The 14420-nt window shown below is 41.0% G+C and carries 13 protein-coding genes; 10 read left to right on the top strand and 3 right to left on the bottom strand.

From position 1 onward, the window contains the following. Window positions 1-153: 153 nt before the first annotated feature. The 5 genes from rarD (at window position 154) to QT711_RS06705 (ending at window position 4328) form a co-directional block, all read left to right on the top strand. Window positions 154-1059: an EamA family transporter RarD gene (gene rarD, locus QT711_RS06685; RefSeq protein WP_317942816.1), complete on the top strand. Its 906-nt coding sequence runs from the start codon at window positions 154-156 to the stop codon at window positions 1057-1059. A gap of 104 nt (window positions 1060-1163) precedes the next feature. Further along, a complete protein-coding gene (sppA, locus tag QT711_RS06690) occupies window positions 1164-2171 on the top strand; it encodes a signal peptide peptidase SppA (RefSeq protein WP_317942818.1) in 1008 nt (335 codons plus the stop codon). A gap of 13 nt (window positions 2172-2184) precedes the next feature. Beyond that, a complete protein-coding gene (locus QT711_RS06695) occupies window positions 2185-2769 on the top strand; it encodes an RDD family protein (protein WP_317942820.1) in 585 nt (194 codons plus the stop codon). A gap of 33 nt (window positions 2770-2802) precedes the next feature. Next, entirely contained in the window at window positions 2803-3309 is a 507-nt protein-coding gene (gene tpx, locus QT711_RS06700; protein ID WP_317942822.1) for a thiol peroxidase, read from the top strand. A gap of 101 nt (window positions 3310-3410) precedes the next feature. Next, the gene (locus QT711_RS06705) at window positions 3411-4328 is read left to right on the top strand and encodes a class I SAM-dependent methyltransferase (RefSeq protein WP_317942823.1); all 918 of its coding nucleotides are present in this window, start codon (window positions 3411-3413) and stop codon (window positions 4326-4328) included. Between the two features lie 57 nt (window positions 4329-4385). Here the strand turns inward: QT711_RS06705 and QT711_RS06710 are convergent, their stop codons facing one another. Then, entirely contained in the window at window positions 4386-4838 is a 453-nt protein-coding gene (locus QT711_RS06710) for a universal stress protein (protein WP_317942824.1), read from the bottom strand. Window positions 4839-5143: 305 nt separating this feature from the next. On the opposite strand from QT711_RS06710, the gene ald reads away from it, so the two are divergent. Further along, window positions 5144-6259 carry an alanine dehydrogenase gene (gene ald / locus QT711_RS06715; protein ID WP_317942825.1) on the top strand — a complete coding sequence of 372 codons (1116 nt, stop codon included), beginning with the start codon at window positions 5144-5146 and terminating at the stop codon, window positions 6257-6259. 235 nt (window positions 6260-6494) lie between these two features. Here ald and QT711_RS06720 read toward each other — a convergent pair whose 3' ends face one another. Further along, window positions 6495-7595, bottom strand: coding sequence for a M24 family metallopeptidase (locus QT711_RS06720; RefSeq protein ID WP_317942827.1), 1101 nt, complete (start codon window positions 7593-7595; stop codon window positions 6495-6497). A 103-nt stretch (window positions 7596-7698) separates the two neighbouring features. Between QT711_RS06720 and QT711_RS06725 the strand changes: the two genes are divergently transcribed. Next, a complete protein-coding gene (locus tag QT711_RS06725; protein ID WP_317942828.1) occupies window positions 7699-8379 on the top strand; it encodes a metal-dependent hydrolase in 681 nt (226 codons plus the stop codon). Between the two features lie 167 nt (window positions 8380-8546). Beyond that, window positions 8547-9854 (top strand): DRTGG domain-containing protein, encoded by a 1308-nt coding sequence (locus tag QT711_RS06730; RefSeq protein ID WP_317942830.1) that lies wholly within the window; start codon window positions 8547-8549, stop codon window positions 9852-9854. A gap of 24 nt (window positions 9855-9878) precedes the next feature. Here the strand turns inward: QT711_RS06730 and QT711_RS06735 are convergent, their stop codons facing one another. Then, window positions 9879-10199 (bottom strand): YtpI family protein, encoded by a 321-nt coding sequence (locus QT711_RS06735; RefSeq protein ID WP_317942832.1) that lies wholly within the window; start codon window positions 10197-10199, stop codon window positions 9879-9881. Window positions 10200-10292: 93 nt separating this feature from the next. Here QT711_RS06735 and QT711_RS06740 point away from each other — a divergent pair, with 93 nt between their 5' ends. Beyond that, window positions 10293-11237 (top strand): DHH family phosphoesterase, encoded by a 945-nt coding sequence (locus QT711_RS06740; protein WP_317942833.1) that lies wholly within the window; start codon window positions 10293-10295, stop codon window positions 11235-11237. Window positions 11238-11256: 19 nt separating this feature from the next. After that, window positions 11257-14319 carry a DNA polymerase III subunit alpha gene (locus QT711_RS06745; protein ID WP_317942834.1) on the top strand — a complete coding sequence of 1021 codons (3063 nt, stop codon included), beginning with the start codon at window positions 11257-11259 and terminating at the stop codon, window positions 14317-14319. Window positions 14320-14420: the final 101 nt, after the last annotated feature.

Here is a 14420-nt window from a genome sequence, read left to right on the forward strand (position 1 = left end):
TGCGGCGTTTGGCGGAAATATGCTTTGTTATAGAGGTTCGTGGTGTTCACTTAGAATACATAGGTAAGTGGAAAACCTCTTAGAACTCCTTTACGGAATGAAATGGAAGGTCTATAATTGGACTATTCTTTTTTGGTGTAAGGGGGTTTTTGGATGCAGACGGAAAAAGGTGGAGTTTTGTTTGTCGTGGGTTCTTTTTTATTGTGGGGATTCATGCCGATTTATTGGAAACATCTGGAGCACGTTGCGAGCGAAGAAATATTGTCAGGTAGAGTTGTTTGGGCATTCGTTTCCACTTTTCTTGCAGTCTTGTTGATGAAGAATGGTAAGCAATTGTGGTCGGATGTGAAAGAGTTATGGTCGAAGCAAAAGCAATTTTGGAGTTTATTTTTGGCAGCTGTTTTAGTGACAGGCAATTGGTTCATTTACATATGGGCAGTTAATCATGATTTTATTGTCCAAACAAGTCTAGGATATTACATAAACCCTCTCGTTTCGGTATTGCTCGGTCTGTTTTTCTTAAAAGAAAAATTATCTACTGCCCAAATGATTGCATTTTTGTTAGCCGTTATCGGTGTCGTGCTTTTGACGATTTCTTATGGGTCAATTCCTTGGATCGCTTTAAGTTTAGCGTTAACTTTTGCATTTTATGGTTTCATTAAGAAAAACATTCAGTTGGATGCGTTGAGAGGTTTGGCGATTGAGACGGCTTTCATTGTTCCGGTTGCTGCTGGCTATTATTTCTTCATTTTTGCAAAAGGGCAAGTTGCTTTTTTGCATGGCGATTTTAAGACTGATCTGTTACTTATCGGTACAGGAATTGCAACTGCACTACCACTTCTTCTGTATGCGAAAGGGATTCAAAAAATCCCGTTATACATGGCGGGTTTCATTCAATACATTGCACCGACTATGATGTTGTTTATTGGTGTGGTAATTTATAACGAGTCGTTTGGGAAAATGGAATTGTTATCTTTCTCAATCATTTGGGCAGGCTTGATTTTGTTTACTGTTTCCAAAGTGTATGAATCGGTTGTTACGAAAAGAAGTGTGCAATAACCGTTGTTTCCAGTAAAAAAGCATGGTTTCTTTTTAGAAATAATGAAACATTTTATCTTGTTAATTCGTATACAGTGTTGGAAAGAGAGAAGGAGGTATACAAAATGGCAATGAAACGATGGATCGCAATCATCGTAGCAACAGTGCTTATCTTTATATCGATAGGCATTAATTCACTTTCGTACATATTTACGAGAGATTTTAATTTGATATTTGAAGAAATGACAGCAAGTGGTGTAGGGTACAATGAAGTTGTTGTTGAACCGGGTACAGGCATGGATCGTATTGCTGTCTTGTCGTTGGACGGTGTCATCCAAGATGTCCAAGCAAGTCCGTTTTTAGGAACAGTCGGGTATAATCACCAAGCCTTTATGTCACAATTACAAGATGTTTTGGACGATCCAACTGTCAAAGGTGTTGTATTAGCTGTAAATACACCAGGTGGTGGTGTGCTGGAGTCTGCTGACATTTATGATGCCATTCGAGCAATTCAACTGGAAAAGGAAATCCCGATTTACGTATCAATGGGAGGGATGGCAGCGTCAGGCGGTTATTACATTGCAGCACCTGCGGAAAAGATTTTCGTTCATCCTGAAACCATCACAGGTTCAATTGGCGTAATCATGGAAAGTGTCAATTTTTCGAAACTGGCTGAAGAAATCGGTATTGATTTTAACACAATTAAGTCAGGGCCTTATAAAGACATGATGAGCGGCTCTCGTGAAATGACGAAAGAAGAACGAGCAATGCTCCAAGAAATGATTGATGACTCATATAATCGATTTGTCGATATCGTAGCGGAAGGCAGACAAATGTCTGTCGAAGAAGTGAAAAAGGTTGCAGATGGCCGGATTATGAACGGTAGGCAAGCAATTGAAGCCGGTTTGGCTGATGAGTTTGGTAAAACCGGAGATGTCATTGATGCATTGAAAGCAGATTATGAACTGGAAAATGCAACGGTGTTTGAATATGCCTCACTCGACAATTTCAGTTCGCTATTTAGTATGAAAGTGCAAAGTCTTTTCGGTAGAAATGTTGAAGCGGAGCTCATCGGAAAAATCCTGACAGATTATCAAGCGCCGCGAATGATGTATTTATACGGTGAAAGATAAGGGGGGAATCGCATTGGCAGATTCATTTGAAGAGAATCATGAACGGATGAATGTGGAAACAGCTAGCCATTCCCCTGTGTATGAAATTGTTCAAACGGAACGCTTTCGGAAACAATATGCAGGTTTTTGGACGCGCTTTTGGGCATATGTTATTGATTTGCTCATTGTGTCGGCTATTAGTGGGATAATCATTAAGCCCATTTTTAGAGTTGTTGATGCAACAATTTCAAATCCACCATTTTTGTTATTTAGCCCATATAAAATCATTGTGCTCGTTTTGTTCCTTGCTTATTTTACAGTAATGACGAGAATATTCAGTCAAACAATTGGAAAGATGATCATTGGCATTAAAGTAGTTCGAAAAGATGGTGAGAAGTTGACGTGGGGTACGGTTTTATTTAGAGAAGGAATCGGACGGTTTATCTCTAAGTTGCTTTTGCTCCCTTATTTGCTTGTCATCTTCATGCCGAAAAAAGAAGCACTGCATGATCTGTTCGCTGATACAATTGTCATTCACGAGCAATCCTATGAAAAAGAAGTGATTGAAGTGAGACAATTACGTGAGGGTGAACAGTTGCAAGGCGGAACGATTGTCTAGTAAAATGAACAGAAATGAAAAGGAGGCGTCGTAATGGCTAATGTTACATTCAACCAGGAGCCTGTTACATTGCTAGGCACAGCGTTAAAAGCAGGGGACAAAGCTCCTGATTTTACTGTGCTTACAACGAATATGAAACCTGTTACGTTAAACGATTCAAAAGGGAAAGTACGCTTAATCAGTGTTGTACCTTCCATTGATACAGGAGTTTGTTCTCAACAAACACGCACTTTTAGTGAACAAGCGACTTCACTTGGTGAGGACGTAGAAGTCTTAACTATTTCTGTAGACCTTCCTTTTGCGCAAGCGAGATGGGGAGCGACAGAATGCATTAAGAATGTGCAGACTTTATCTGATCATAGAGATTTGTCTTTCGGAGAAGCTTATGGAGTAGTGATGAAAGAATTACGCCTATTAGCTCGGTCGATTTTTGTCATTGATAAAGATGACACGATTGCGTATGTCGAGTATGTAAGTGAAGTTACCAATCACCCGGACTACGACAAAGCATTAGAAGCGGTAAGAAATCTAATAGCATAATATGCTGTCAGTAGCCCACTCGGAAAACGGGTGGGCTTTTCTAACCTTGCTAAGAATTGAAGGTGCAGGGAAAAAATGTTGAGTAAGGTAGAGGAGTAACCATGGCGACAAACACAGAACAAATTTTCACATTTATTGATGCATATGCTGCAAACGATCAAGATGGAATCTATTTAGAGGCTGTCATTCAAGCTTGTAATGAATGGTTGTCCGGCGAAGCAAAGCCGGATATTTCGGAAAGTGTAACAAAAGAAGATATTCGAAGAGGTATCCAACTTGCTGTCTTAAAAGGTATGAAACAGCAAGTGCAACCGAATCATCAAATGACACCGGATGCAATTGGTATGCTTATTGGCCATCTGGCTACAAAACTTATGCAAGCAAAAGATGAAGTGCAAGTTTTGGATCCTGCAGCTGGGACAGGGAATCTCTTATTCACTGTCATGAACGCGTTTGGACAAAAGGCATCTGCTTCATCTGTTGAGATTGATGAATTGCTTGTCCGATTAGCTGCCGTTTCTGCAGATTTGATTGAACAACCTGTACAGTTCTTCGTACAAGATGCATTACGCCCATTATTGATCGATCCAGTGGACCTTGTCATTTGCGACGTGCCGGTAGGCTATTATCCAGACGATGACAACGGATTGAACTTTGAAATGATGCCGGCTGAAGGTCATGCCTATGCACATCATCTTTTTATCGAACAATCAATGAAACATTTAAAAGAGGGTGGTTATGGGATTTTTCTTGCACCTGCAACACTATTTGAATCAGACCAAGCATCAATCTTCCATCAATATGTGAAGAAAAATGTACGGATTCGTGCAGTCCTACAGTTGCCAGAGTCGTTGTTTAAAAATCGTGCTCATGAGAAGAGTATTCTTATTCTACAAAAGCCAACCGAAAATATGAAAGTGACACCTGATGTATTGCTTTCAAAAGTACCAAATATGTCTAACAAGCAAGCTATGTCGTCTTTCTTACAAAAAGTTGATGAATGGGCAAATGACATGTAAAGATGTATGAAAAAAGGCAACCCCAGCATTCTGGAGTTGCCTTTTATAATTGATAAATTATACTTCATCTTCAGGAGTACGAACGACTAATACATCGCAAGTTGCTGATCGTACAATATTTTCAGATACACTGCCGATGAGGAAGCGTTCAACAGTATTCAAACCAGTAGCTCCACAAATAATAAGATCCGCTACAAGTCTTTTGGAGAGGTCACGAGAAATCATTGTTTTCGGGGAACCATATTCAACGAGAATATTCACTTTCTCTAAACCTGTTGCTTCTGCTTCTTGCTTATATTCTGTCAGTAGCTCTTCCGCATATTTGTGCGCGCGTTCTGCAATTGATCGATCATAAGCTTCGACAGCAGCGTATGAGCGTGTATCAATGATGTTGACAAGATTCAACACTGCATTGTTGCGCTTAGCAATTCCTACTGCTTTTTTAAATGCCCATTTGGATTCTTTAGACCCGTCGACGGCTACAATAATTTGTTCATATTTTAATACCAAGATTACCACTCCATTTCAGTGAGATTGGTCTTTCTATATACTATCTTCTAGTTAATGTTCAAATCTCCTGCTATCAAATAAAAAACCTTCAAAAAAACTTATTGAATTTGACGAAAATGTTACAACGCCACGGAAATTGTCGAGTGAGTAAGTTGAAAATTTCAATATAGTAAAAATTAAAGTTACATAATGTAAATAATTGAAGCAAATCTCTCATATATCTGATAGAATTGGACTGTACGTTGGTCAAATCGAATACTATTCGAAGCAATCAACCAATTTTCATTTATTTAGGAGGATCAGTTATGCGTATTGGGGTTCCAAAAGAAGTGAAGAATAATGAAAATCGAGTGGCGATGACACCAGCAGGTGCTTTTAACTTGAAGTCAGCTGGTCATGAAGTCCTTATCGAAACAGGCGCAGGATTAGGGTCAAGTTTCACAGATGAGGATTATGTTGCAGCAGGTGCGAAAATTGTCGGAACAGCGAAAGAAGCATGGGATGCCGACATGGTCATGAAAGTGAAAGAACCACTTGCGTCTGAGTTTGGATACTTCAGAGAAGGGCTAATTCTTTTCACATACTTACATCTAGCGCCAGAGTTGGAATTGACAAAAGCGATGCTTGATAACAAAGTTGTGGGAATTGCTTATGAAACTGTCCAAGTGAACAACACACTTCCATTGTTAGCTCCAATGAGTGAAGTTGCTGGCCGTATGGCAACACAAATTGGTGCACAGTACCTTGAGAAAATCCATGGTGGTAAAGGAATTCTTCTTTCAGGCGTTCCAGGGGTATCTCGTGGGAAAGTTACAATTATCGGTGGCGGACAAGCAGGAACAAATGCTGCGAAGATTGCGATTGGTATGGGAGCAAAAGTAACTGTGCTTGATCTTTCGGTTGATCGTCTTCGTCAGTTGGATGAAATGTTTGGAAACGATGTGCAGACGCTCGTTTCAAATCCATTCAACATTGCTGAGTCGGTAAAAGAATCGGATCTTGTCATCGGATGTGTATTGATTCCAGGTGCAAAAGCGCCGAAACTGGTCTCTGAAGAAATGGTGAAATCCATGAAGCCAGGTTCTGTTCTTGTCGATATTGCAATTGACCAAGGCGGAATTTTTGAAACGTCTGATCGAATTACAACACATGACAATCCTACTTATGAAAAACACGGCGTAGTTCATTACGCAGTTGCGAATATGCCAGGAGCTGTTCCACGTACGTCGACAATGGCATTGACGAATGTTACCGTACCTTACGCTTTACAGATTGCAAACAAAGGCTACAAGCAAGCTTGCTTGGACAACCTAGCTTTGCAAAAAGGTCTGAATACACTTGAAGGCCATGTAACGTATAAAGCGGTTGCTGATGCACAAGGGCTCGAATACGTTGCAGCAGAAACACTTTTGAATAAATAATAATAACGCTGTCCGTCAATAGCGGACAGCGTTTCAGACTGTAGACATACACCTTGAATTTTGGTGTTGGCCTACAGTCTTTTTTAAAAAAATAGAGATAAGTTTAACAGTGTTGAAATCCGCCAGAAACGGAAATTAACGCTATATTAGTCGACTAACCGATAAAGTTTACCTGTTTAAGCAAAAGGGTTGGAAATCTACGATTTCCAACCCTTTTGTCGATAATTCGGTTTTATTATTTTGCTTCGATGATTTTTAACTCTTTCGGGAATCTCGTTAGTACTTCTACTCCATTAGCCGTCACGACAACATCGTCTTCGATTCGGACACCAGTGATGTCGGGGTTGTAAATACCTGGCTCGATTGTGAAGACCATTCCTTCGACTAATTCCATCTCATTCGTTCCCGTAATGGACGGGAATTCATGCACGGAAATGCCTAAACCGTGGCCGAGGCGATGAGTGAAGTATTCACCGTAGCCTGCTTCCGTAATGACGTCTCTAGCAGCCTTGTCCAATTCTTTCGCTTTTACTCCTGGACGGACAAGGTCGATCGCTGTCTGTTCTGCTTTTTTGACAGTTTCATAAATCTCACGTTGTTTTTCTGAAGGCTCGCCAAATGCGACCGTTCGTGTAATGTCGGAGCAATATCCTTCATAAACGACACCAAGGTCAAATAAAACGAAATCGCCTTTTTGAATTTTTCGATCACCTGGTGTTCCGTGTGGAGAGGCTGTTTTAGGGCCAGATAACACCATCGTATCAAATGCCATTTTTTCGGCGCCTTTTTTCTTCATTTCAAATTCAATTGCCATTAAGATTTCAAGTTCAGTCTTGCCTTCTGCAATTTCTTTACAGCCAACTTCAATTGCATAATCCGCTAATTCCGCAGCCTTACGTAGTTTGTTTAGCTCATCTTCACTTTTAATATTCCGCATATTGTTTAATTGTTCATCTAAACGAGGGAACTGGGCACTTTGGAAAATTTGCTCCATACGTTCCAGTCTTTCAACGGTTAAATGTGATTTTTCAATCGCGATTTTTTCCAACTCTACCCCTCTTTTGGCAACTGCAGAAGATAGAATATCCCAAGCGTCATCTGTGTCAGCATGACCGACAGCTTCAAAAGCCCAACCAGATGCTTTAACATCAGGCACTTCCATAAGCGGGCAGATTAAGAAAGGTTCAGCTTCCTTGAAAATCATTACGCCTAATAACCGTTCATGTGGTTCGCTGGCGAAACCTGACACGTAGAACACGTTGTCCGGTGTAGTAATAAATGCAGCATCCACATCGTTTTTTTGTAAGTATTCTTGAATCGCTTTAACTTTGGTCACAAATATCCCTCCTAAATTGGGTATTGTTATCATATCAAAAAAAAGGGTATTGTGGTTGCGTGAAGAACTAGATACTAGAGAAAACATATGGAGGGATTTTTACATGAAAGTATCGTACCACGGACATTCGATTGTCAAAATTGAAACAGGTGGGAAGACAATCTTAATTGATCCGTTCATTACTGGCAATGAGTTGACGGATTTGCAAGCTGCTGACCAATCACCGGATGTTATTTTACTGACACATGGTCACAATGACCATGTAGGTGATACGATCGACATTGCAAAACGGTGCAATCCACTAATCATCGCCCCGAATGAACTAGCGGTTTATCTTGGTTGGCAAGGGTTGAATACACATGGCATGAATATTGGTGGTGCTTGTGAATTTGAGTTTGGAACTGTCCGTTATACACAAGCATTTCATAGTTCGTCTTATACGACGGAAGCGAATGAAATCATCTATACAGGTATGCCGGCTGGAATCATTTTTCAAGCTGAAGGGAAAACAATCTATCATGCAGGGGATACCTCATTATTCGGGGACATGGCACTGATCGGCAAAAGGAATGAGATCGATGTTGCCTTTCTTCCAATCGGAGACAATTTTACAATGGGACCAGAAGATGCAGCAATGGCTGTAGAATTACTTCAACCGAAACTTGTTGTTCCGGTCCATTATGATACGTTCCCACCTATTAAGCAAGATCCCGAGGATTTCAAAAAACTTGTCACTGCCCATGAAGTGAAAATCATGAAAGCAGGCGACGTATTAGAAATGTAAGTACAGAAACCGAGTCCCTTCAAGTCGTGAGGGATTCGGTTTTTTGAAGGATGCAGTTGGAGAAGTTTTATCGGTCAACAAACTACACGACAATAACTTCTTCTTACGCTATTTTCAAGGAACTATGCTAAAATGGTTGTAGGTGAAATAAGGAAAAAGGTGAAAACATGTCGACAAAACATGAATTGATATTACGCTATATCGAAGGGTTGGCAGTCGGCGAAAAAATTTCTGTCCGGCAAGTTGCTCGAGCGCTCTCGGTCAGTGAAGGAACAGCTTATCGAGCAATTAAAGAAGCTGAAAACCAAAAATTGGTCAATACGATTGAACGCGTGGGCACAATTCGAATTGAGAAGAAGAAAAAAGAAAATATTGAGCGACTGACATTTGCCGAAGTTGTCAATATCGTGGATGGTGTCGTTCTCGGTGGACGAGATGGTTTGCATAAGACGTTGACAAAATTTGTTATTGGTGCGATGCAGTTAGAAGACATGAGACGCTATATTGATGCGGGGAGTCTTCTAATCGTCGGAAACCGTTTGAAAGCTCATGAGCTTGCATTACGGGAAGGTGCAGCTGTACTCGTGACAGGCGGTTTTGATGCTGCTGATGAAGTAAAGCAGCTCGCAAACGAATTAAATCTCCCAATCATCTCTTCAAGTTATGATTCTTTTACCGTTGCAACGATGCTAAACCGAGCGATTTATGATCAGCTTATTGAAAAAGAGATACTTTTAGTAGAAGACATTGTAACACCACTGGCAGAGACGATTACTTTTTTTCCGAAGGACAGTGTCGCGCATTTTAACGAAGTGAATCGCCAAACCGTCCATTCAGGCTACCCGGTTATCGAAAAAAACGGTAAATTAGTTGGTATTGTCACGTCTCGTGATGCTGTTGGTAAGCATGAGTCAGAACTAATAGAGAAAGTGATGACACCCCATCCAATTACGGTAAGCGGTAAGACAAGCGTAGCGTCAGCTGGTCATAGTATGATTTGGGAAGGCATAGATTTAATGCCGGTTGTAAGTGAAAGCGGCTTATTGGAAGGGATCATTAGTCGGCAAGATGTATTGAAGGCCTTCCAGATGACGCAACGTCAACCTCAACAAGGGGAGAAAATTGACGACATCGTCAAAAACCAAATGAAAACCGTTCCGGAACACCCGCAAAACATTGAGTTTACGGTTGCTCCCCAAATGACGAACCAATTCGGGTCGTTATCGTATGGTGCATTGACAACTTTGTTGACAGATGTCGGTAACCGAGCGATTAAAATGAGGAAACGCGGAGAATCTGTTCCAGAGAACATGACGATTTACTTTATTAAACACGTACAACTTGGCAGTACGGTTGTTGTCGAACCTCGGATTTTACAAATGAGCAGAAGGTTTGTCAAAGTGGATTTCGATTTATTTACGGATTCCGAGCTTGTTGCCAAAGCAATGGTCATGTACCAATTGTTTGAGCGATAAATAAAAAAAACTGATGCAAACACATCAGTTTTTGTTTAGACTCGTCTCTTCATCAACGAATTGTTTATAATGCTTTGATGCTTTGTAGTTAAACGTTATAATGTATGCACCAAAAATGATAAAGAGGCCAGCGATTACATATGTAGCGGTTCCTCCAAAGAGTAAGACTTGATTCAAACCGAAGAAGAAAAGCAAAGTCCCTAAAAAAATACCGGCCTGGCTAGCAAACATTTTTTTGCGAATAGGGAATACTTGACTCGTTCTGAATTGTCTTGTTTTGAAATAAAAATAAAAGACGCCCGAAGCGACAATGAAAAAGACAAGAAAGAAATTTAGAGTTTTCATATGTGTGAGCCTCCATCAAAGAACTTCTTCCATTGTAGCGGCTTTTTGATCGGAATGCGAACAGAAATCATCGAATAATGGAGGATTCAAAATTTGAAAAGACAAATCATCGACACAATTGAAAAATATGACAAAATCATTATTCATCGTCATGTCAGACCAGATCCTGATGCGTACGGTTCACAAGTAGGCTTAAAAGAACTTATTTTAGCGAATTACCCTGAAAAGCAAGTTTTTGCCGCTGGAGTACATGATGAGCAACTAACTTACTTGGCAAGTCAAGATCAAATTGACCCGTCCGATTATGAAGGTGCACTCGTTATTGTGACAGACACGGGTAACACTGAACGAATCGATGCTGCTTCATGCTACCAAGAGGCTGCTTGTCTATGTAAAATTGATCATCATCCGAATGTTGACCCATATGGTGATATTAGGTGGGTCGATACAGAAGCGAGTTCTACTTCTGAAATGATTTATCTGTTGTTTGAAGCAGGACGGGATCATTATGACTGGAAGATGTCAGACGTATGTGCACGGTTGCTCTTTGCAGGAATTGTCGGCGATACGGGTCGATTTATTTTCCCTAGCGCGACGGTGAGGACTTTTGAAATTGCTAGTGCGTTAAGTAGGTATGCGTTTGATCGAACTAAATTGTATGCAGATATGTATGAGGAAGATCGACGATTGTTGCATCTAAAAGGGTATATTTACCAAAACTTTACGATGGATGAACACGGAACAGCGTATATTAAGATTAACAAATCGCTTTTACAAGAGTATGGTGTGACAGCGAAAGAGACGTCGCAGCTTGTTGGCGTCCTTGGGGATGTAAAAGGCATTTGTGCATGGGTCATTTTCGTTGAAGAAGAAGATCAGATCCGTGTTCGTTTACGCTCAAAAGGGCCAATCATTAATCAGCTTGCAGCACAATATAATGGTGGTGGCCATCCGTTAGCGTCCGGTGCATCGATCTATAAATGGGAAGAGGCGGATGAAATCATTCGGAAATTGAGGGACTTATGTGTGACACATTAACAAGTCGGAGGGATGCGCTGTGACACTTGTCTATCCGCAAATTGTAACCGGCGCTGATCTGCTGCGCGGAATTATTAAGCTTGATGAATTGGCCCCGCTTCTAAAAAGAAGAGGGGCTCGAGCTGTTGGTATCGTCAATTCTAAAATGTACGGTGTCCGATCGTTTACGAAGGTGATGAAAAAATATGACATTCATGCAGTCATCGGTCTATCGATAACACTTGAGCTTCCAGATGAGCGTGAAGTACTTCTTTACGTTTATGCAAAAGATGACAGCGGGTATAAGAATTTGTTGAAAATCAGCAGTGCGAGCTCGATTCGAAATCAAGAGACATTCCCGTTCAAGTGGTTGCAGGCGTACAGTGCGGGCTGCGTTTTTGTTTGTCCAATGACAGATGCTTCATGGGAAGGATTACGAAATAGTGAAACAGTAAAACTTTTACAGGATGCTTGTCAAACGATTTTCATCGGAATTTCTCGCCCGGGTGGACAGGTGCATTCAGAAGAACAAGTAATGACAGCGATTGCCCAAGAAATAGCTGCCCCAATCTGTGCGGTGCAAGAAGCAAGGTATATTCATCGCGAGGAAGCGTTCACATATGAGATAGCGACTGCCATTCGCCTAGGGTGCAAATTGAACGATCCCACGCGACCGAAGATGGACTTTACGCATGCCTATTTGCCTGATGCACAAACGTTTGCCCAATGGTTTGCTGATTGCCCTCAATGGCTGGAGAACATGCAAGACCTTTTGCTAGCTTGTAATGCTGAATTACCGCCTGGCGAAACGCTCATGCCCACTTTTCCGATTGAGACCGGTATGTCTACGGTCGATTTGTTAAAAAGGAATTGTGAAAGGGGACTAAAAAAGAGGGTCGGGCAATTACGTGAACAGTATGTAGTTCGGTTGCAAAAAGAATTAGATGTCATCGGCTCAATGGGGTATGCTGATTACTTTCTCATCGTTGAAGATTTTATGCGCTTTGCGCGAGAACATGGAATTTTAACTGGACCAGGAAGGGGGTCCTCAGCTGGTTCGCTTGTCGCGTTCTCATTAGGAATTACAGATGTTGACCCGTTGCAATATGGTTTAATCTTTGAACGGTTTTTGAATCCTGGACGTATTACAATGCCGGATATTGATATTGATTTTGCAGATAACAGACGTTCGGAAGTCATTGCGTATGTTGCAAAGAAATACGGTAAAGCACATGTCGCCCAAATTATTACTTTTGGTACATTGTCAACAAAAGCGGTAGCTAGAAATGTTGCAAGGGTATTTGATTTTTCATCAGAGGAAATGTCTTTCATCTCTAAACAAATTCAAGAAGGACAAACGAAATCTTTGGAAGAAGCCGTGCAACAATCAAAGCCGCTACAAGACTGGATTGCAATGGATGTGATAAGAAATAAGTGGTATGAAGCGGCGGTGAAATTGGAAGGATTGCCAAGGAATGCATCGACACACGCTGCAGGTGTCATATTGTCTCCAGTGGCGTTAGTTGAAACGGTCCCTGTCCAAAATGGAGGAGATGAGCTCTATTTAACACAGTGGGCTATGGGAGATGTGGAAGAAGCCGGCTTGTTGAAAATGGATTTCCTAGGTCTCCGGAATTTAACATTAATGGATCGTATTAAGTCCATGATTGAGCATGACAAAAGCATAACCATGGATTTTCAAAAGATTCCTTTAACGGATCGACGCACGTTCGATTTATTCAAAGCTGGCGATACGACAGGCGTGTTTCAATTTGAATCAGCTGGTATGCGTGATGCCCTCCGACTCATACGACCTGAAACATTCAGTGACTTGTATGCAATTAACGCCTTGTATCGTCCGGGCCCTATGGATAATATTCCGTTATATAGCAAAAGGAAAAATGAGGGTCAGCCTATTGAGTATGTGCACCCTCAATTGAAGCCGATTTTAGAGGAGACAAAAGGAATAATCGTCTATCAAGAACAGATTATGCAAATTGCTGTACATGTTGCTGGTTTCACTTTTGCAGAAGCAGATTTACTTCGACGTGCTGTTAGTAAAAAAAATAGGGATGTATTAGAAAAGGAAAAAGCTCACTTTGTAGAAAGTGCGGTTGCTAACGGGTTCCCTAAGCAACCTGCAACAATAATTTATGAACTGATTGTAAAATTTGCTGATTACGGTTTTCCAAAAAGTCATGCCGTTGCTTATTCGTTAATTTCTTATCAATTGGCTTTTCTAAAGGCAAATGAACCGACGTATTTTTATGCTGCACTCTTATCAATGGTAGCAGGAAGTCCAGAAAAGACGACGGAAATCATGCAAGAAATCAGAAAAAAAGGTATCCATGTACTTCCTCCTTCCGTAACAAGAAGTAAATACTTACATATTGTTGAAGGGCAATCCATTCGAATTGGATTAGGAGCTATTAAAGGCATTTCCTTTGCATTTTATCAACAGTTGAAAACTGCTAGAACCGCTCAAAAATGGGATTCGATGTTTGACTTTGCTGCGGCAATTGGAGGACAACACTTTACAGATAAAACAATCCAACCACTGATTAAAGCAGGAGCATTGGACGAATTCCATGAGAATCGGGCAGTTTTACTCGCTTCCGTGGAGGCAGCAAAAAACCATGCTATGTTTATCGGGGCAGAAGATGACTTGCTTCATGAAGTCATGAACGCTGTTGCAAAGCCGAAATATTCACCAGCTGGAAAGATGCCGAGATTGGCATTGCTCGAATATGAGCGGGAAGTGCTAGGTTTCTACTTATCAGAACATCCTGCTACCGAGATGAAAAAGCGGTTGAAGCATCATGTATTGGACATAGTGGACGCTCAGACTTCGGGGAAACGTTCGGTTGTGAATATGCTTGGAATGATTATGGAAGTGAAAAGAATTCGGACAAAAAAAGGCGAAGCAATGGCATTCTTTACATTACAAGATGAGACTGGCGAAGTATCTTGTACGCTCTTTCCAAAGCAATATGCTTCCTTGAATGTCCATTTGCAAGAATTGATTATCGTCCAGGCGAAAGGAACAGTAGAGAAGAGAAATGGACAACATCAGTTGATCATTCAAGACATTTCACCAATATGAAACTGTCGACAGCACATTTGTAAGGATGATGAAGCGGAGTGGGTTCATCCTCAAAGTGCTGGGTGGCAGTTTTTTTGTGAAATTTTTCACGTTATACTTTA

Origin of the sequence: Sporosarcina saromensis (assembly GCF_033253735.1) — a bacterium.
Classification (GTDB): domain Bacteria; phylum Bacillota; class Bacilli; order Bacillales_A; family Planococcaceae; genus Sporosarcina; species Sporosarcina saromensis.

What these genes read in the sequence shown, in the direction of transcription:
- ald (WP_317942825.1), top strand. Translation starts at nt 5,144, where the DNA reads ATGCGTATTGGGGTTCCAAAAGAAGTGAAGAATAATGAAAATCGAGTG.
- QT711_RS06725 (WP_317942828.1), top strand. Translation starts at nt 7,699, where the DNA reads ATGAAAGTATCGTACCACGGACATTCGATTGTCAAAATTGAAACAGGT.
- sppA (WP_317942818.1), top strand. Translation starts at nt 1,164, where the DNA reads ATGGCAATGAAACGATGGATCGCAATCATCGTAGCAACAGTGCTTATC.
- QT711_RS06730 (WP_317942830.1), top strand. Translation starts at nt 8,547, where the DNA reads ATGTCGACAAAACATGAATTGATATTACGCTATATCGAAGGGTTGGCA.
- tpx (WP_317942822.1), top strand. Translation starts at nt 2,803, where the DNA reads ATGGCTAATGTTACATTCAACCAGGAGCCTGTTACATTGCTAGGCACA.
- QT711_RS06735 (WP_317942832.1), bottom strand. Translation starts at nt 10,199, where the DNA reads ATGAAAACTCTAAATTTCTTTCTTGTCTTTTTCATTGTCGCTTCGGGC.
- rarD (WP_317942816.1), top strand. Translation starts at nt 154, where the DNA reads ATGCAGACGGAAAAAGGTGGAGTTTTGTTTGTCGTGGGTTCTTTTTTA.
- QT711_RS06705 (WP_317942823.1), top strand. Translation starts at nt 3,411, where the DNA reads ATGGCGACAAACACAGAACAAATTTTCACATTTATTGATGCATATGCT.